Origin of the sequence: Propionivibrio sp. (assembly GCF_049316945.1) — a bacterium.
Lineage (GTDB): Bacteria > Pseudomonadota > Gammaproteobacteria > Burkholderiales > Rhodocyclaceae > Propionivibrio.
On sequence record NZ_JBMOJE010000008.1, the window covers coordinates 1 to 14,365 of the forward strand.

General features: G+C 59.4%; 13 protein-coding genes. 11 read left to right on the plus strand and 2 right to left on the minus strand.

All coding sequences use genetic code 11. The features are described from left to right. The first annotated feature begins 113 nt into the window (after window positions 1-113). From aroG to ACOYNV_RS03245, 3 genes are all read left to right on the plus strand, one after another. Entirely contained in the window at window positions 114-1,193 is a 1,080-nt protein-coding gene (aroG, locus tag ACOYNV_RS03235) for a 3-deoxy-7-phosphoheptulonate synthase AroG (protein WP_422898304.1), read from the plus strand. Window positions 1,194-1,365: 172 nt separating this feature from the next. Next, complete coding sequence (locus ACOYNV_RS03240) at window positions 1,366-2,871, plus strand: ArnT family glycosyltransferase (protein ID WP_422898305.1); 1,506 nt, start codon at window positions 1,366-1,368, stop codon at window positions 2,869-2,871. Continuing rightward, complete coding sequence (locus ACOYNV_RS03245; protein ID WP_422898306.1) at window positions 2,868-3,740, plus strand: decaprenyl-phosphate phosphoribosyltransferase; 873 nt, start codon at window positions 2,868-2,870, stop codon at window positions 3,738-3,740. Before ACOYNV_RS03240 ends, ACOYNV_RS03245 begins: the two co-directional genes overlap by 4 nt. Window positions 3,741-3,900: 160 nt before the next feature. On the opposite strand, the gene ACOYNV_RS03250 is transcribed toward ACOYNV_RS03245, so the two are convergent. After that, window positions 3,901-4,839: an alpha-E domain-containing protein gene (locus ACOYNV_RS03250; RefSeq protein WP_422898307.1), complete on the minus strand. Its 939-nt coding sequence runs from the start codon at window positions 4,837-4,839 to the stop codon at window positions 3,901-3,903. A 16-nt stretch (window positions 4,840-4,855) separates the two neighbouring features. Beyond that, window positions 4,856-6,283, minus strand: coding sequence for a circularly permuted type 2 ATP-grasp protein (locus tag ACOYNV_RS03255; protein WP_422898308.1), 1,428 nt, complete (start codon window positions 6,281-6,283; stop codon window positions 4,856-4,858). Between the two features lie 467 nt (window positions 6,284-6,750). On the opposite strand from ACOYNV_RS03255, the gene ACOYNV_RS03260 reads away from it, so the two are divergent. From ACOYNV_RS03260 to ACOYNV_RS03295, 8 genes are all read left to right on the plus strand, one after another. Continuing rightward, window positions 6,751-7,227 (plus strand): WbuC family cupin fold metalloprotein, encoded by a 477-nt coding sequence (locus ACOYNV_RS03260; protein WP_422898309.1) that lies wholly within the window; start codon window positions 6,751-6,753, stop codon window positions 7,225-7,227. A gap of 66 nt (window positions 7,228-7,293) precedes the next feature. Then, entirely contained in the window at window positions 7,294-8,949 is a 1,656-nt protein-coding gene (locus ACOYNV_RS03265; RefSeq protein WP_422898310.1) for a phospholipid carrier-dependent glycosyltransferase, read from the plus strand. Continuing rightward, on the plus strand, window positions 8,946-9,317 hold the full coding sequence (locus ACOYNV_RS03270) for an SMR family transporter (protein ID WP_422898311.1): 372 nt from the start codon (window positions 8,946-8,948) through the stop codon (window positions 9,315-9,317). The genes ACOYNV_RS03265 and ACOYNV_RS03270 overlap by 4 nt, the downstream gene beginning before the upstream one ends. A gap of 4 nt (window positions 9,318-9,321) precedes the next feature. After that, complete coding sequence (locus ACOYNV_RS03275; RefSeq protein WP_422898312.1) at window positions 9,322-10,455, plus strand: DegT/DnrJ/EryC1/StrS family aminotransferase; 1,134 nt, start codon at window positions 9,322-9,324, stop codon at window positions 10,453-10,455. After that, a complete protein-coding gene (locus tag ACOYNV_RS03280) occupies window positions 10,452-11,399 on the plus strand; it encodes a glycosyltransferase (protein ID WP_422898313.1) in 948 nt (315 codons plus the stop codon). The genes ACOYNV_RS03275 and ACOYNV_RS03280 overlap by 4 nt, the downstream gene beginning before the upstream one ends. Next, entirely contained in the window at window positions 11,396-12,319 is a 924-nt protein-coding gene (locus ACOYNV_RS03285) for a formyltransferase (protein WP_422898314.1), read from the plus strand. Before ACOYNV_RS03280 ends, ACOYNV_RS03285 begins: the two co-directional genes overlap by 4 nt. Before the next feature lie 85 nt (window positions 12,320-12,404). Beyond that, the gene (locus ACOYNV_RS03290; RefSeq protein WP_422898315.1) at window positions 12,405-13,448 is read left to right on the plus strand and encodes a bifunctional UDP-4-keto-pentose/UDP-xylose synthase; all 1,044 of its coding nucleotides are present in this window, start codon (window positions 12,405-12,407) and stop codon (window positions 13,446-13,448) included. Beyond that, the gene (locus tag ACOYNV_RS03295) at window positions 13,449-14,351 is read left to right on the plus strand and encodes a polysaccharide deacetylase family protein (protein ID WP_422898316.1); all 903 of its coding nucleotides are present in this window, start codon (window positions 13,449-13,451) and stop codon (window positions 14,349-14,351) included. Window positions 14,352-14,365: the final 14 nt, after the last annotated feature.

The following is a 14,365-nucleotide window of genomic DNA, read 5'->3' on the forward strand; positions in this document are numbered from 1 at the left end:
TGCAGGGAGGCTTCGCGCTGTCGCCGTGGTTTGAACTGCGGTTTTTAGGTTAAACATTATCTTCGAGTAAAATCGGCCCCTTTACGACCAGTTATTCCGCCAGAGGAAGTTTCATGAGTCTGCCAAGCAAGCCGAATACCGATGACCTGCGTATCAGGGAAATCAAGGAGTTGATGCCGCCGGCGCACGTTTTCCGCGAATTTCCCGTCGGGGTCCAGGCGGCGCAGACAACCTATAGCGCGCGCCAGGCGATACACCGCATTCTGCATGGTGCCGACGACCGTCTGCTGGTGGTGATTGGCCCCTGCTCGATTCACCATGTCGAATTGGCCATCGATTACGCCAGGCGCTTGCAGAACGAAGTGCCGCGTTTCGAGAAGGATCTGCTGATCGTGATGCGCGTCTATTTCGAGAAACCGCGTACGACGGTGGGCTGGAAGGGGCTGATCAACGACCCGCGCATGGACAACAGCTTTCGCATCAATGAGGGCGTGCGTCTGGCGCGTCGCCTGCTGCTCGAAATAAACGACCTGGGGTTGCCTTGCGCCACCGAGTTCCTCGATACCATCATGCCGCAATACACTGCCGATCTGATCGCGTGGGGCGCCATCGGGGCGCGTACCACCGAATCACAGGTGCACCGCGAACTGGCCTCGGGCCTGTCGTGTCCGGTCGGCTTCAAGAACGGAACGGATGGCAACGTACGGATTGCCATCGATGCCATTCGCGCCGCGCAGTCGCCGCACCATTTTCTTTCGGTGACGAAAGCCGGACACTCGGCAATTGTGTCCACGTCGGGCAACGAGGATTGCCATGTCATCCTGCGCGGCGGAAAAGAGCCCAATTTCGACGCCGCCCATGTCGATGCCGCCGCCAAAGAGATTGCCTCGGCCGCACTGGCCGCACGCCTGATGGTCGACTTCTCGCATGCCAACTCCAGCAAGGACTTCAAGCGGCAGCTTGCGGTGGCCAGGGATGTCGCGGCGCAACTGGCGGCTGGCGAGGAGCGTATCTTTGGCGCAATGGTCGAGTCGCACCTCGTCGAAGGGCGCCAGAATCTGGTGCCCGACAAGCCGCTCGAATACGGCAAGAGCATTACCGATGCCTGCCTCGGATGGGAGGACTCGGTCACCGTCCTGGAAATCCTGGCGCAGGGTGTGCGCGCTCGCCGCCTGGTCAAGGCGGCGCAGTAATGTTCGAAGCGCTTTCAACGTGCCCTAACGGAAATCCCCTCGGGGGACAGAGTGCGCAGAGGCACAGAGTTCACAGAGAGAAGCAAAACGAAAAACCTCATGGAATATTCTCCGTGCTCTCTGTGTCTCTGTGCACTCCGTGTTGAAAGAGTTGCGTTTTTCGCCGGACCGTATGTCCTGGTTCTGGCTGCTGGTGCTGGTTGTCTTTCGCCTGTGGTTCGCCGGCGCCTTGCCAATGACCGGCGACGAGGCCTATTTCGTTTTTTGGGGCGAACACCCGGCCGGCGGATATTACGATCACCCGCCGATGGTCGGCTGGTGGTTGAGCGGACTGCTGAGCATTTCCCGTGATGAATGGTTTCTGCGCCTGCCGGTACTGGTATTACCCCTGATTCTGGCCGGGGGTGGCTGGTGGCTGGTGCGTCCGCACGGTAGCGAGCGTGCGCGCATGGCGGCGCTACTCATTCTGCTGCAGCCGGTCAATGTGTGGAACGTGCTGATCACCACCGATACGCCGGTGATCCTGTTTACCATGCTTTCGCTGCTGGCTTATGTGGCGGCCTTGCGTGCTGATCCTCGATCACGTCGTGTGCTGGTCTGGCATGCCGTTGCCGGAGCGCTGCTTGGCCTGGCTTTCCTCGGCAAATATTTCGCCGCCTTGCTCGGCATCGCCTATCTGGCGCATGTGCTTTTCATCCGGCGCGATGCTGCTCGCTGGGCGGGGTTTGCGCTGTTGCTCGTCGCCGCATTGCCGGCGCCGTTGTACAACCTGTGGTGGAACAGCAGCCACTGCTGGGTAAACATTCTTTTCAATTTCATGAATCGTCATCAGTCAGCCGGTTTGTCGCTGAACAACCCCTTGCAGTATCTGGCTTCGCTCGTCTATCTGGCAACGCCGTGGGTATTGTTTGAACTCTGCCGGCAGAGGAAGAAGGTGGTTCAAGCCGTGCGCGAGAATCGAGAAACCGGCGCCGTCTTCTGGCTCATGCTGATTCCTTTGGCACTGTTGGCCCTGATGTCGCTGGGGCGGTCGGTCGGGCTGCACTGGCTGGTTTCCTTCGTTCCGCTGCTGGCCGTGCTGGCCGCCAGCGTGTTGCCGCTGGCCGTTCTGGCAAGATTGCTGAGATGGTCGGCGGTGTTTGCTGTCCTGCATGTGCTGGCAATCGTGGTGATTGCTGCTCTGCCAATGCAAACCTGGAAGAACAACAGGCTCTACGACGGCATCGTGCTGACCGTACACGCCGACGAGCTGCTGGCGAATTTGCAGCCATACGCCAGTGATTACCTCTTCGCCATGGACGGCTATTCTCCGGCGGCCACCCTGGCCTATCACGCCCGGCGTCCCTTTGCCGTTTTCGGCGAAGGTTCCTTTCATGCGCGGCAGGACGATTTCATCACCGACTGGCGGGCGCAGGACGGGCGCAATGTGTTGATTCTGCGCAAGAGCGAGCCGAAAATGGACGAATACGCCGCCTTCTTCAACCATGTCGATTCACGCGAATTCGAGCTGTACGGTACGCGCTATTACATCTTGCTCGGGCAGCGCTTCAATTACGCCGTGTATCATGACAAAGTGTTGACCCGCATTCGCGATCGCTTCTACCGCATCCCGGCGTGGCTGCCGCAACGTGGCTGCGCGTTTTGCGAACGCTATTTCCCGGAAATGAACGAACAATGAGCGGAATACGGCCCTACCTCAAACTGCTGCGCCCGCATCAGTGGATCAAAAGCGGTTTCGTCTTCGTCGGGCTGCTGTTCGGTCACGCCTGGCAGGATGTGCTGCTGGTGCACAGCGTTCTGTTCGCCGCCGCCGCCTTTTCTCTGGCCGCTTCGGCGATCTATGTGATCAACGATCTGGCCGACCGCGAACGCGACCGGGAGCATCCCGAGAAGTGCAAGCGCCCGCTGGCGGCCGGCACGGTGAGTGTGACGCAGGCGCTGCTGCTGGCCGGCGCCTGCATGCTGTCGGCGCTGCTGCTGGCGTACGCCGCGTCAACTACGGTACTGCTTATCGTGCTGGTTTATGGCGTGCTCAATGTGGGCTATTCGATGGGCCTGAAGCATTTCGTGTTGCTCGACGTGTTCATCATTGCGGCGGGTTTCATGCTGCGCATTCTCGCCGGCACGCTCGGTGTCGGTATCGCGCCGTCGCACTGGCTGCTGCTCTGCGGCCTGATGCTGACGCTCTTTCTCGGCTTTTCCAAACGGCGTGCCGAGTTGAATGCAATGGCCGGTCGTGGCGGCAGCCACCGTCAAGTGCTGGATGATTACGACCCGGTGTTGCTCGACAAACTGATCAGCATTTGCGCGGCTGGCGCCATCGTTACTTACAGCCTGTACACGGCGAGCGCCGAAACGGTCGCCATGCACGGCACCACGAGCCTGATCTACACCGTACCTTTCGTCATGTACGGCATTTTCCGCTATCTCTTCCTGCTGCACCGTCAGGGTGGTGGCGGTGATCCGGCCGCCGCCCTGCTGCAGGATTTCCACCTGCTGGGCGCGTTTGGCGGCTGGCTTGTCACCGTGCTGGTGCTGCTCGGCTGAGGGGTCGTGAAAATATAAAAAGCCCACCGCAGAGGCGCGGAGGCGCAGAGGAAACGCAGAGTAACCCCATTGTTTTTAAAGGTTTTCTCTGCGAAAACTCTGCGGCTCTGCGCCTCTGCGGTGGGTGTTAAGCATGGTGCCTGAGGCCTGTCTCCGCGCCTCAAGCCGCTGGCATGAGGAAGTCGCGGCCGATGCCTTCGCCGAGATCGTAGATGCGATCCATGAAGTCGGCGAGGTATGAATGCAAGCCTTGCGCCAGAACGTTGTCGATGCGCGCGTAATGAATATGTGAGTAGAGCACGCCGGCGCAGCGCTCGGTTTCGGCCGATTGGGCGTTGGTAATCGCATTCAGTACGCGCACGATGCCGCCGGTGCAGGCGTGCAGCGAGCGTGGCATATCCTTGCGCAGCATCAGCAGTTCGGCAACGCGGGCCGGGGTGATCACGTCGCGATAAACCTTGCGATAGACCTCGAAGGCCGACAGCGAGCGCAACAGCGCTCCCCACTGGTAGAAGTCGGTGGTGCCTTCATCGCCGTTGGTACGCAGCACGTGGTATTTCACGTCGAGAATGCGTGCCGTGTTGTCACCGCGCTCGATCAATCCGCCGAGGCGAATGAAATGCAGCGCTTCATCCTGCAGCATGGTGCCGAAGGTGACGCCGCGCGTCACGGCTGAACGCAGTTTGACCCAGTCGAAGAATTCGCCAATGCCGGCCGAGAGGATCTGCTCGAATTTCTGCTCGCGCAACTCGATCCAGGTGGCATTGCAGCTTTCCCACGTTTCGGCGGTCAGCGTGCCGCGCACGGCGTGGGCATTCTCGCGCGCCGAGCGCAGGCAACTGTAGATCGACGATGGATTTTTCGCATCCGATACCATGAAGCGCAACACGTTCTCGGCATTCACTTCGTCGTAGGCGTCGGAAAAAGCCTTCTCCAGGCTGTTCAGCGCCAGGATGGCGCCCCAGTTCTGGTTTTCGGCAGTAACCGATTGCGGAACCAGCGACATCTGGTGCGTGACGTCAAGCAGGCGGGCGAGGTTTTCGGCGCGCTCGGTAAAGCGTGCCATCCAGTAAAGGTGATCGGCGGTGCGGCTTAGCATTTCAGTTCTCCCTGCCTTAGTTTTCCAGCACCCAGGTGTCTTTGGTCCCGCCGCCCTGCGACGAGTTGACGACCAGCGATCCTTCGTTCAATGCCACGCGCGTGAGGCCGCCGGGCACCATGTCGATGTTTTTTCCGGAGAGGACGAAGGGGCGCAGGTCGAGGTGACGCGGCGCCACGCCTGACTCGACAAAGGTCGGGCAGTTGGACAGCGCCAGCGTCGGCTGGGCGATGTACTTCTCCGGTTCGGCGATGATGCGCGCCCGGAAACGCTCGATTTCCTTTCTGGTCGAGGCCGGGCCGATCAGCATCCCGTAGCCGCCGGCGCCGTGTACTTCCTTGACCACCAGTTCGGGCAGGTGCTCAAGCGCGTACTTAAGGTCATCCGGTTTTCGCAGCATCCAGGTCGGCACGTTGTTGAGCAGCGACTCCTCGCCCAAGTAGAAGCGCACCATTTCCGGCACGTAAGGGTAGATCGATTTATCGTCGGCGACCCCGGTGCCAATGGCGTTGGCCAGTGTCACCTGTCCGGCCCGGTAGGCCGAGAGCAGGCCGGGAACGCCGAGCATGGAATCCTTGCGGAAGGCGAGCGGATCGAGAAAGTCGTCGTCGAGCCGGCGGTAGATTACGTCGACCCGCTGCGGTCCCTGCGTGGTGCGCATGTAAACCGTATCGTCCTTGGCGAACAGATCGCGTCCTTCGACCAGTTCGATGCCCATCTGCTGCGCCAGGAAGGTGTGCTCGAAATAGGCGCTGTTGTAGGCGCCCGGCGTGAGCAGCACGACGGTCGGATTGGCAACACCCTGCGGCGCAACGGTGCGCAGGTTTTCCAGCAGCATGTCCGGGTAATGCTGGACCGGAGCCACCTTGTGCCGCGAGAACAGTTCGGGGAACAGCCGCATCATCATCTTGCGGTCCTCGATCATGTAGGACACGCCCGATGGCACGCGCAGGTTGTCTTCCAGCACGTAGTATTCACCCGCGCCAGCCCGGACCAGGTCGACGCCGGCAATATGGGCATAGATGCCGGCCGGCACATCGACGCCCATCATTTCCGGACGGAACTGCGCATTGTCCAGCACATGTTCGCGCGGGATGAGGCCGGCAGCAAGGATTTCCTGGCCGTGGTAGATGTCGTGCAGGAAGGCATTGAGCGCCTTCACGCGCTGGCGCAGGCCAGCCTGAAGCGCCTGCCATTCGGCTGCGGGAATGATGCGTGGAATGATGTCGAAGGGGATCAGCCGTTCCTTGCCTTCATCCTGCGACGACTCCTCGCCATAAACGGCAAAGGTGATGCCGACACGATGAAAGGCGATATCGGCTTCGGCGCGCTTGCGTGCGATTCGCTCGGGTGAAGTAGCCGCCAGCCAGTCGGCATAGGCGCTGTAATGCGGCCGCAGGGCGCCTGCCGCGTCGTACATTTCATTGTAAAAATTTATGCTCATGATTTCCGCCGGTGCAGTGGGTCTGATTACCTATCAGCAGAAAGCATGCCAAACGAAATCTCCCCGGAAAGGCCGGGTTTTCAGTCTGTTGGTGAAGCGCGATGCACCACTATTGTGCGGGTGCGCACCAAACGAGGAAAAATGCCGAGAGGTTGTGAAAATATCAAGAATCCACCGCAGAGGCGCGGAGGCGCAGAGGTTTCGCAGAGAAAAGCTTTAAAAACAGAACGCTTTCTCCGCGTTTTCTCTGCGCCTTAGCGCCTCTGCGGTAGGTGTATAGGCATTTTTTTCACAGCCTTTGAACCGGGAGCCAAGGCCTTGCTGGATTGCAGGTCGATGGCTTCGGTCGGTTAGATGCAGCCACAGCGCATGACAATTCGGGAGGCCTCAAAATCCGAGGCTGATGAGCACAACAGGGTAAAATGTCGGGCTGAAATAAACTCGAACAATCTCTGTGACCAGGTCAAATGAAACAAATCGCTGCTTCCCGGCTCATTGAACTCATCAAGGCAGCAAAGGCTTCGCCACGCCGCCGCGCTAATCTGAACCTGCATGAAACGCTGGCCGACCCAATCCAGCGGCTGGCCATTGCGATGGAGCCGGATACGCTGATTCGTCCGCACCGCCATCCACATACCTGGGAGTTGCTCATTCCTTTGCGTGGGCGCTTTATCGTCCTGTATTTTGACGATGCCGGCATCGTCACCCAGCGTGCAGTTCTGGGGGAGGAGGCGGCTGTAATTGAAACGCCAGCCGGGCAATGGCATGCCGTATTGTCCCTGGATGAAGGCGGGGTGATTTTTGAAGTCAAGCACGGCCCGTATACGCCGATTGTCGAAGCCGACTTTGCCCATTGGGGTTCGGCCGATGTTGCACCGCAAGAATCCGCGTTGCTGGGTTGGTATGGGTCGGCCAAGCCTGGAGATGTTTTTCTTGAAAATTAGAAGAAATGTTCCTGGAAGAGATTTCCGAGAGCCGATGAGTCGCCTTTTTGCAACGGGTTTCCCGTTGTGCTGAAAAATCCTGGCCAGTTGCCAAAAAATCTTTTTGTATTGTTCTGGGCGATTCTCGTTATTTTCTGGTTTGCCACGCTGGGGCAGAGAGCCTTGATTCATCCGGATGAAGGCCGCTATGCCGAGCTGGCTTTGGGCATGCTCCAGAGTGGTGACTGGATTACGCCGCGCCTGAATGGCATTCTCTATTTTGAAAAGCCGGCTTTACAGTACTGGATGGGCGCACTCAGTTTCATGGCCTTCGGCATCAACGAATTTGCCGCCCGCTTCTGGCCCGGGCTGACTGGCATGCTGTCCGTATTGACGGTGGGACTGACGGCTCGCCGCTTATGGACGAGTGAGCCGTCCGGGCACTATGCGGCGCTGGTCATGGCCGGATCATTCTGGGTGGTGGCCAATAGTCATTTGCTGACGCTGGATACGGGAGTGATGTTTTTCCTGACGCTGACGCTTTGTGCATTCCTCTGGGCGCAGCAGGACAGTGCTTCACCAAGGGAAAGGCGATATGGCATGTGGGTGGCGTGGGCGGCGATGGCCGGTGCGACCTTGTCAAAGGGATTGATCGGCTTGCTGATCCCGGGCTCCGTTCTGGTGATCTACAGCCTGATCAACTGGCAATGGGCGGTGTGGCGACGAATGCAATGGCTGCCGGGCATGGCAATTTTTCTTCTGTTGTCCGCGCCCTGGTTCTGGCTGGTTTCGGAACGAAATCCGGGTTTTGCGCACTTCTTCTTCATTGAAGAGCACTTCGAGCGCTTTTTGACGACCGCGCATCGCCGTGTAGAACCGTTCTGGTATTTTGTACCGATTTTGCTGGTGGGTTTTTTGCCCTGGACCTCCCTGCTGCCACGCCTGATCCGCGAGGCCTGGCCGCGTCGGCAGGGGTCAGCATTTCAGGTTGAAAGGTTCTTGCTGATCTGGGCCATCTTTGTTTTTGCTTTTTTCAGCAGATCGAACTCCAAACTGCCTTCCTACATTCTGCCCATGTTTCCTGCCCTGGCTTTGTTGCTGGGCCAGACACTGGCGCGCGCCAGGCCGGCAGAGCTGAAAAAGCATTTGCTTGTTCCGGTAGTTATATGGGCGATGGTTGCCTGCGCCTACCCGTTTACGGATCGCTTTGCGTCGTCCGGTGCAACCTTGCCGCTCCTGCAGCATCTTGCAATTTATCTCGCGGTGGGCGGCGCCGGGTTCTTGTTGTGTGCTGCGCTGGCCTGGCATTTTCTCTCCAGCGAGCGAACTTTGCCTGCTGTCATGCTATTGGTTGCCGGAAGCCTGTGGGGCGTGCTGATAGGCAGCGCCGGCTATGATGAATTCGGGCAGATCAAAAGCAGCAAAAGGGTTGTTGAACAGGTCAGGCCTTATCTTCGCCCGGATATGGAAATTTTTTCCGTGCGCAATTATGAGCAGACCTTTCCGTTTTATCTGCAGCGGCCGGTGATTCTGGTCGATTATCGGGATGAGTTTGCTTTCGGGCAGAGGGTCGAGCCGAACAAATCCATACCGACCGTGGGCGAGTTCATTGAGCGTTGGCAGGCTGCTCCACACGCCATGGCCATGCTCGATGAGCGAATTTTCCATGACCTACAGCAGCAGGGGGTGTCAATGAAACCGGTGTATCAGGATGTCCGCCGCATGGTGGTGATCAAGCCATGAAGCTGCTGGAATTCGGGTTGATTCTGTTCGGGGTTTTATTGAATGCCTTTGCCCAGTTGCTGCTCAAGGCGGGGGTGCGCCAATTCGGGCATTTCGAATTTTCCCTGGAAAATACCTGGCCGGTCGCCAGTGCCCTGGCGACCAATCCGCCCATTCTCGGCGGCTTGTGCTGCTATGTAGTCAGTGTGGTGGTCTGGATTCTGGCCTTGTCGCGCGTCGATGTCAGCATCGCCTATCCGATGCTGTCGATTGGCTATGTGGTCAATGCCGGGCTGGCCTGGTTCCTGTTCGGCGAAGCGGTCGGGCCCCAGCGGCTGGCCGGGATCGCCGTGATCATTGTCGGCGTCATTATCGTTGCGAGAAGCTGAGCCCATGGATTTATTGCCTTTTACCCGGCCGGACATCGATGAAGAAACCATCGCCGCGGTGGCCGATGTTCTGCGCTCCGGCTGGCTGACCACCGGCCCCAAGTGCCGCGAACTCGAAGCGGCCTTGTCGCTGCGCGCGGGCGGGCGTCCGGTCCGGCTGGTCAGTTCGGCGACGGCGGCTCTCGAATTTGCACTGCGTATCGCCGGGGTTCAGCCCGGCGACGAAGTCATTACCACTTCGCTCAGTTGGGTGGCGACGGCCAATGTGATTCTGGCGGTTGGCGCCACGCCGGTCTTTGTCGATATCGATCCCGTAACCCGGCTGATTGACCTCGCGCAGGCCGAGGCCTCCATTAGCGGGCGTACCCGCGCCATCATCCCGGTCGATCTGGCCGGCTTTCCGGTTGATCGCGACCGGCTGTACGACCTGGCCGGGCGACACGGGCTGCGCGTGATAGAGGATGCCGCGCAGTCGCAAGGAGCGCGCTGGCATGGGCGGGAACTGGGCAGCTTTGGCGATCTGGTAGCCTTCAGCTTCCACCCGAACAAGAACATGACCACCGGCGAAGGCGGCTGCCTGGTCATGAATTCGGAACTGGAAGCCCGCCACTTTGAAAAACTGCGGCTGCAAGGGGTGACCCGTTGCGCCGATGGCACTTACGACTGCGACCTCCTCGGGGGTAAAGCCAATCTGACCGACATCGGCGCGGCCATTGGTCTGGGTCAGTTGAAGCGGCTTGACCAGTTCAACCGGCGCCGGCGTGAACTGGCTCGCCTGTATTTTCCCCTGTTGGCTGGATTGTCCCTGGATTTGCCGCCGGCCGACTTCGAATGCAGCAACTGGCACATGTTCCAGGTGCTGTTGCCGGCCACGCTGGCCGGCCAGCGTGGCGAACTCATCCGCCTGCTGCGCGAATCCGGCATCGCCGCCGGAGTACACTACCCGGCAATCCACAAGACGTCGCTGTACAGGGAACTGGGGCTGGATACGGCCAAGCTGCCGCACACCGAGTCGGTGGCTGCCCGCATTCTGACCTTGCCGCTCTTTCCGGCCATGCAGGACGCGGATGTAGAGCGTGTCGCATCGGCGCTGGCCGTGGCGATGGGTCATCTGGGTACAGCTGAGGAAAAAGCATGAGCGCTCCGAAACTGACGGTTGTGATTCCGGTTTTTAACGAAGAAGCCACGCTGGAGGCTTTGTTTGACCGGCTTTACAAGGCGCTGGATGCTTTGAACCTGAGCTATGAAATCATCTTCATCAACGACGGCAGCCGCGACAAGTCGGCGGCCATTCTGTCAGGGCAATATCATGCTCGCCCGGAAGTGACACGGGTGATTCTGTTCAATGGCAATTTTGGCCAGCATCGAGCGATTCTGGCCGGGTTTGCTCATGCGCGTGGCGAATGCATCGTCACTCTCGATGCGGACCTGCAGAATCCGCCAGAAGACATCCATCTGCTGCTGGCCGAGATGGACAAGGGATACGACTATGTCGGCTCGATCCGTCGCCAGCGCAATGACAGCTGGTGGCGCCGAGTGGCCAGCCGCGCCATGAACCGTCTGCGCGAACGTATTACGCGTATCCACATGACCGATCAGGGCTGCATGATGCGCGCCTACAGCCGGCACATTATCGACACCATCAACCAGTGCAACGAGATGAACACCTTCATCCCGGCGCTGGCCTATTCATTTTCGCAAAATCCGACCGAGGTGATTATCGGCCACGAAGAGCGCCATGCTGGCGAGTCGAAATACTCCCTGTACAGTCTGATCCGGCTCAATTTCGACCTGATGACCGGGTTTTCGCTCGTTCCCCTGCAACTGTTCTCAATGCTGGGCATGCTGGTTTCACTGGGCTCGGGCTTGCTGGTCGCGTATTTGCTGGCGCGCCGCGTGTTTCTCGGGCCCGAGGAAGGCGGTCTGTTCACCCTGTTTGCGATTGCCTTCTTCCTGCTCGGCATTGCCCTGTTCGGGATCGGCATGCTGGGCGAATACATCGGGCGGATTTACCAGGAGGTGCGCGAACGCCCCCGTTACCTGATTGCCGCCATTTTGCAAAACAAGGAAAACCGGGAATGAGCAGCGCCGTTGTCTTCGCCTATCACAACGTAGGCATTCGCTGCCTGCGGGTATTGCTGGCCGGTGGCGTCGATGTGCGACTGGTCGTGACGCACGAGGATGACCCGGCGGAAAATCTCTGGTTCGGCTCGGTACGCCAGGTTTGCCTGGAAAACGGCATCCAGTGCATTACCCCGGCCAGCCCGAATACGCCCGAGGTCGAGGCCCAAGTGGCGGCACTGGATGCGGATTTCCTGTTCAGCTTTTACTACCGGCAGATGCTCAAAGCGCCGCTGCTGCAAGCGGCTCGGCTTGGCGCCTACAACATGCACGGTTCGCTGCTGCCGCATTATCGTGGGCGTGCGCCGGTAAACTGGGCGGTGTTGTGTGGCGAACGGGAAACCGGTGCCACGCTGCACCAGATGAATGTCAAACCGGACAATGGCCCGATCATCGACCAGTTCGCCGTACCCATCCTGCCCGACGACACGGCGCAGGAGGTCTTTGAAAAGGTGACGGTGGCGGCCGAGCTGTGCCTCTACCGGACACTGCCGAAACTGATTGCCGGCACGGTGGAGCCGCGCCAGCAGGATTTGTCGCAAGGCGCCTACTTTGGCGGCCGTCGACCGGAAGATGGCCGCATCGACTGGCAACAGAATGCCCGCCAGATCCACAACCTGGTGCGCGCCGTAACCCGGCCCTATCCCGGCGCATTCAGCGATTTGCCGGCCGGTCGGCTGGTGTTGTGGCGTACCCGGGTCGTTGCTGACCTGGGCGTGAGTGCGGCCAGCGGCAAGTTGCTGTGCTGCGCAGGCCGCATTGAAATACATCCCGCCGGCGGCGGCATCCTGCAGCTACTGGAAGCCGAATTGTCCGGTGCCCCCTTGAGTGCGCTTGACGATAGAGGTCTGCCGGATGGGATGAGATTCATTGCTCCGTAGGGGCGCGCCGTGCCCAAGGCACGGCGCGCCGTGCCCCTACGTCGTGTTCTTCGTGGTTTAACTGCTTAACTAACGGATATTACCCATGAAAAAAGTCCTGATCCTTGGCGTGAACGGCTTTATTGGCCATCACCTGACCAAACGCATTCTGGAAACGACCGACTGGGACGTTTTCGGCATGGACATGTATGCCGACAAGGTCGGTGAATTTGCGGCCAATCCGCGTTTCCACTTCTTCGAGGGCGACATCATGATCAACCAGGAGTGGATCGAATATCACGTCAAGAAGTGTGATGTCGTGCTGCCACTGGTCGCGATCGCCACCCCAGCGACCTATGTTCAGGCCCCGCTGAGCGTTTTTCAGCTCGATTTCGAAGCCAACCTGCCGATCATCAAATGGTGTGTGAAATACAAGAAGCACGTGGTGTTCCCGTCCACCTCAGAGGTGTACGGCATGTGCAAGGACAGCGAATTCGATCCGGAAAACTCGGAGCTGGTCTACGGCCCGATCAACAAGCCGCGCTGGATCTATGCCTGCTCCAAGCAGTTGCTCGATCGCGTGATTGCCGCCTACGGCCAGCAGGAAGGGCTGAATTACACCCTGTTCCGTCCGTTCAACTGGATTGGCGGCGGCCTCGATTCGATCCATACTCCGAAGGAAGGCTCCAGCCGCGTGATCACGCAATTCTTTGGCCATATCGTGCGCGGCGAAACCATCAAGCTGGTCGATGGCGGCAACCAGAAGCGGGCGTTCACTTACATCGATGACGGAATCAACGCGCTGATGAAGATCATCGAGAACAAGAACGGCATCGCCAGCGGCCAGATTTTCAATATTGGCAACCCGGATAACAACTACTCGGTTCGTGAACTGGCCACCATGATGCTGGAACTGGCCAGGAATTATCCCGAGTACGCCGAAGGCCTGGCCAAGGTGACCGTGGTGGAAACCACTTCCGGCGAGTATTACGGCAAGGGTTATCAGGACGTGCAAAACCGGGTGCCGAAGATTACCAATACCCGGCGCGACCTGGACTGGTCTCCGGTCGTGACCATGAGCGATGCGCTCAAGGAAATCTTCGACTACTACCGCAGCCAGGTTGCCAATGCCAGGGAGTTGGTGAATTAAGTGAGCTGCAAGCGGCTCGCCCTCAAGATCGACGTTGATACCTGGCGCGGCACCCGTGAAGGCGTTCCGCGCTTGCTCGACATCCTGCAACGGCACCAGGCGCACGCCACCTTCCTGTTCAGCCTCGGGCCGGACCATACCGGGCGGGCCATCAAGCGGGTCTTTCGCAAGGGCTTTCTGCAGAAGGTGTCGCGCACCTCGGTGGTCGAACATTACGGACTGCGCACCCTGCTTTACGGCACCCTGCTGCCGGGGCCGGACATCGGCCGCCGTGAAGCCGCGCTGTTGCGCTCGGTGCGCGATGCCGGCCATGAGGTGGGGATTCACTGCTGGGATCACATCCGCTGGCAGGATCATGTGGCCGGGCAAAGCGCGGCCTGGACGCAGCGCGAAATGCACCGGGCCGCCGAGCGCTTCCAGGAAGTCTTCGGCGTTCCGGCTCGCACGCACGGCGCCGCAGGTTGGCAGATGAATGACGCCGCCTATGCCTTCGAGCGCGAGTTGGGCCTTGACTATGCGTCCGATGTTCGCGGCGCGCATCCATTCCAGCCGGTCGATGAACATGGCGCAGACCTCGGCGTCCCCCAGTTGCCGACCACCCTGCCGACGCTCGATGAACTGATCGGCCTCGATGGCTTGAGCGCAGAGAACGTGCATCAACACCTGCTCAAGCTTACTGTCGGGCAGAAACAGTCGCACGTTTATACCTTGCATGCCGAACTGGAAGGAATGCGTCTGGCAGCAACGTTCGAACGCCTGCTGCAAGGCTGGCAGGAACAAGGCTATCGCCTGGCGAGTTGCCACGAACTGTTCTCCTCGCTCGACACCGCCGATTTGCCGCGCCAGCGCGTGATCAACGGCGAGATCGCCGGGCGCAGTGGTAATCTGGCGCTGCAGGTTTAGCAGGTTATTGCAGG

Excerpts from the sequence above, each read along its gene's own strand:
- ACOYNV_RS03255 (WP_422898308.1), bottom strand. The coding sequence starts at position 6,283 with ATGAGCATAAATTTTTACAATGAAATGTACGACGCGGCAGGCGCCCTG.
- ACOYNV_RS03290 (WP_422898315.1), top strand. The coding sequence starts at position 12,405 with ATGAAAAAAGTCCTGATCCTTGGCGTGAACGGCTTTATTGGCCATCAC.
- ACOYNV_RS03275 (WP_422898312.1), top strand. The coding sequence starts at position 9,322 with ATGGATTTATTGCCTTTTACCCGGCCGGACATCGATGAAGAAACCATC.
- ACOYNV_RS03250 (WP_422898307.1), bottom strand. The coding sequence starts at position 4,839 with ATGCTAAGCCGCACCGCCGATCACCTTTACTGGATGGCACGCTTTACC.
- ACOYNV_RS03270 (WP_422898311.1), top strand. The coding sequence starts at position 8,946 with ATGAAGCTGCTGGAATTCGGGTTGATTCTGTTCGGGGTTTTATTGAAT.
- ACOYNV_RS03245 (WP_422898306.1), top strand. The coding sequence starts at position 2,868 with ATGAGCGGAATACGGCCCTACCTCAAACTGCTGCGCCCGCATCAGTGG.
- ACOYNV_RS03285 (WP_422898314.1), top strand. The coding sequence starts at position 11,396 with ATGAGCAGCGCCGTTGTCTTCGCCTATCACAACGTAGGCATTCGCTGC.
- ACOYNV_RS03240 (WP_422898305.1), top strand. The coding sequence starts at position 1,366 with ATGTCCTGGTTCTGGCTGCTGGTGCTGGTTGTCTTTCGCCTGTGGTTC.
- ACOYNV_RS03260 (WP_422898309.1), top strand. The coding sequence starts at position 6,751 with ATGAAACAAATCGCTGCTTCCCGGCTCATTGAACTCATCAAGGCAGCA.
- aroG (WP_422898304.1), top strand. The coding sequence starts at position 114 with ATGAGTCTGCCAAGCAAGCCGAATACCGATGACCTGCGTATCAGGGAA.
- ACOYNV_RS03280 (WP_422898313.1), top strand. The coding sequence starts at position 10,452 with ATGAGCGCTCCGAAACTGACGGTTGTGATTCCGGTTTTTAACGAAGAA.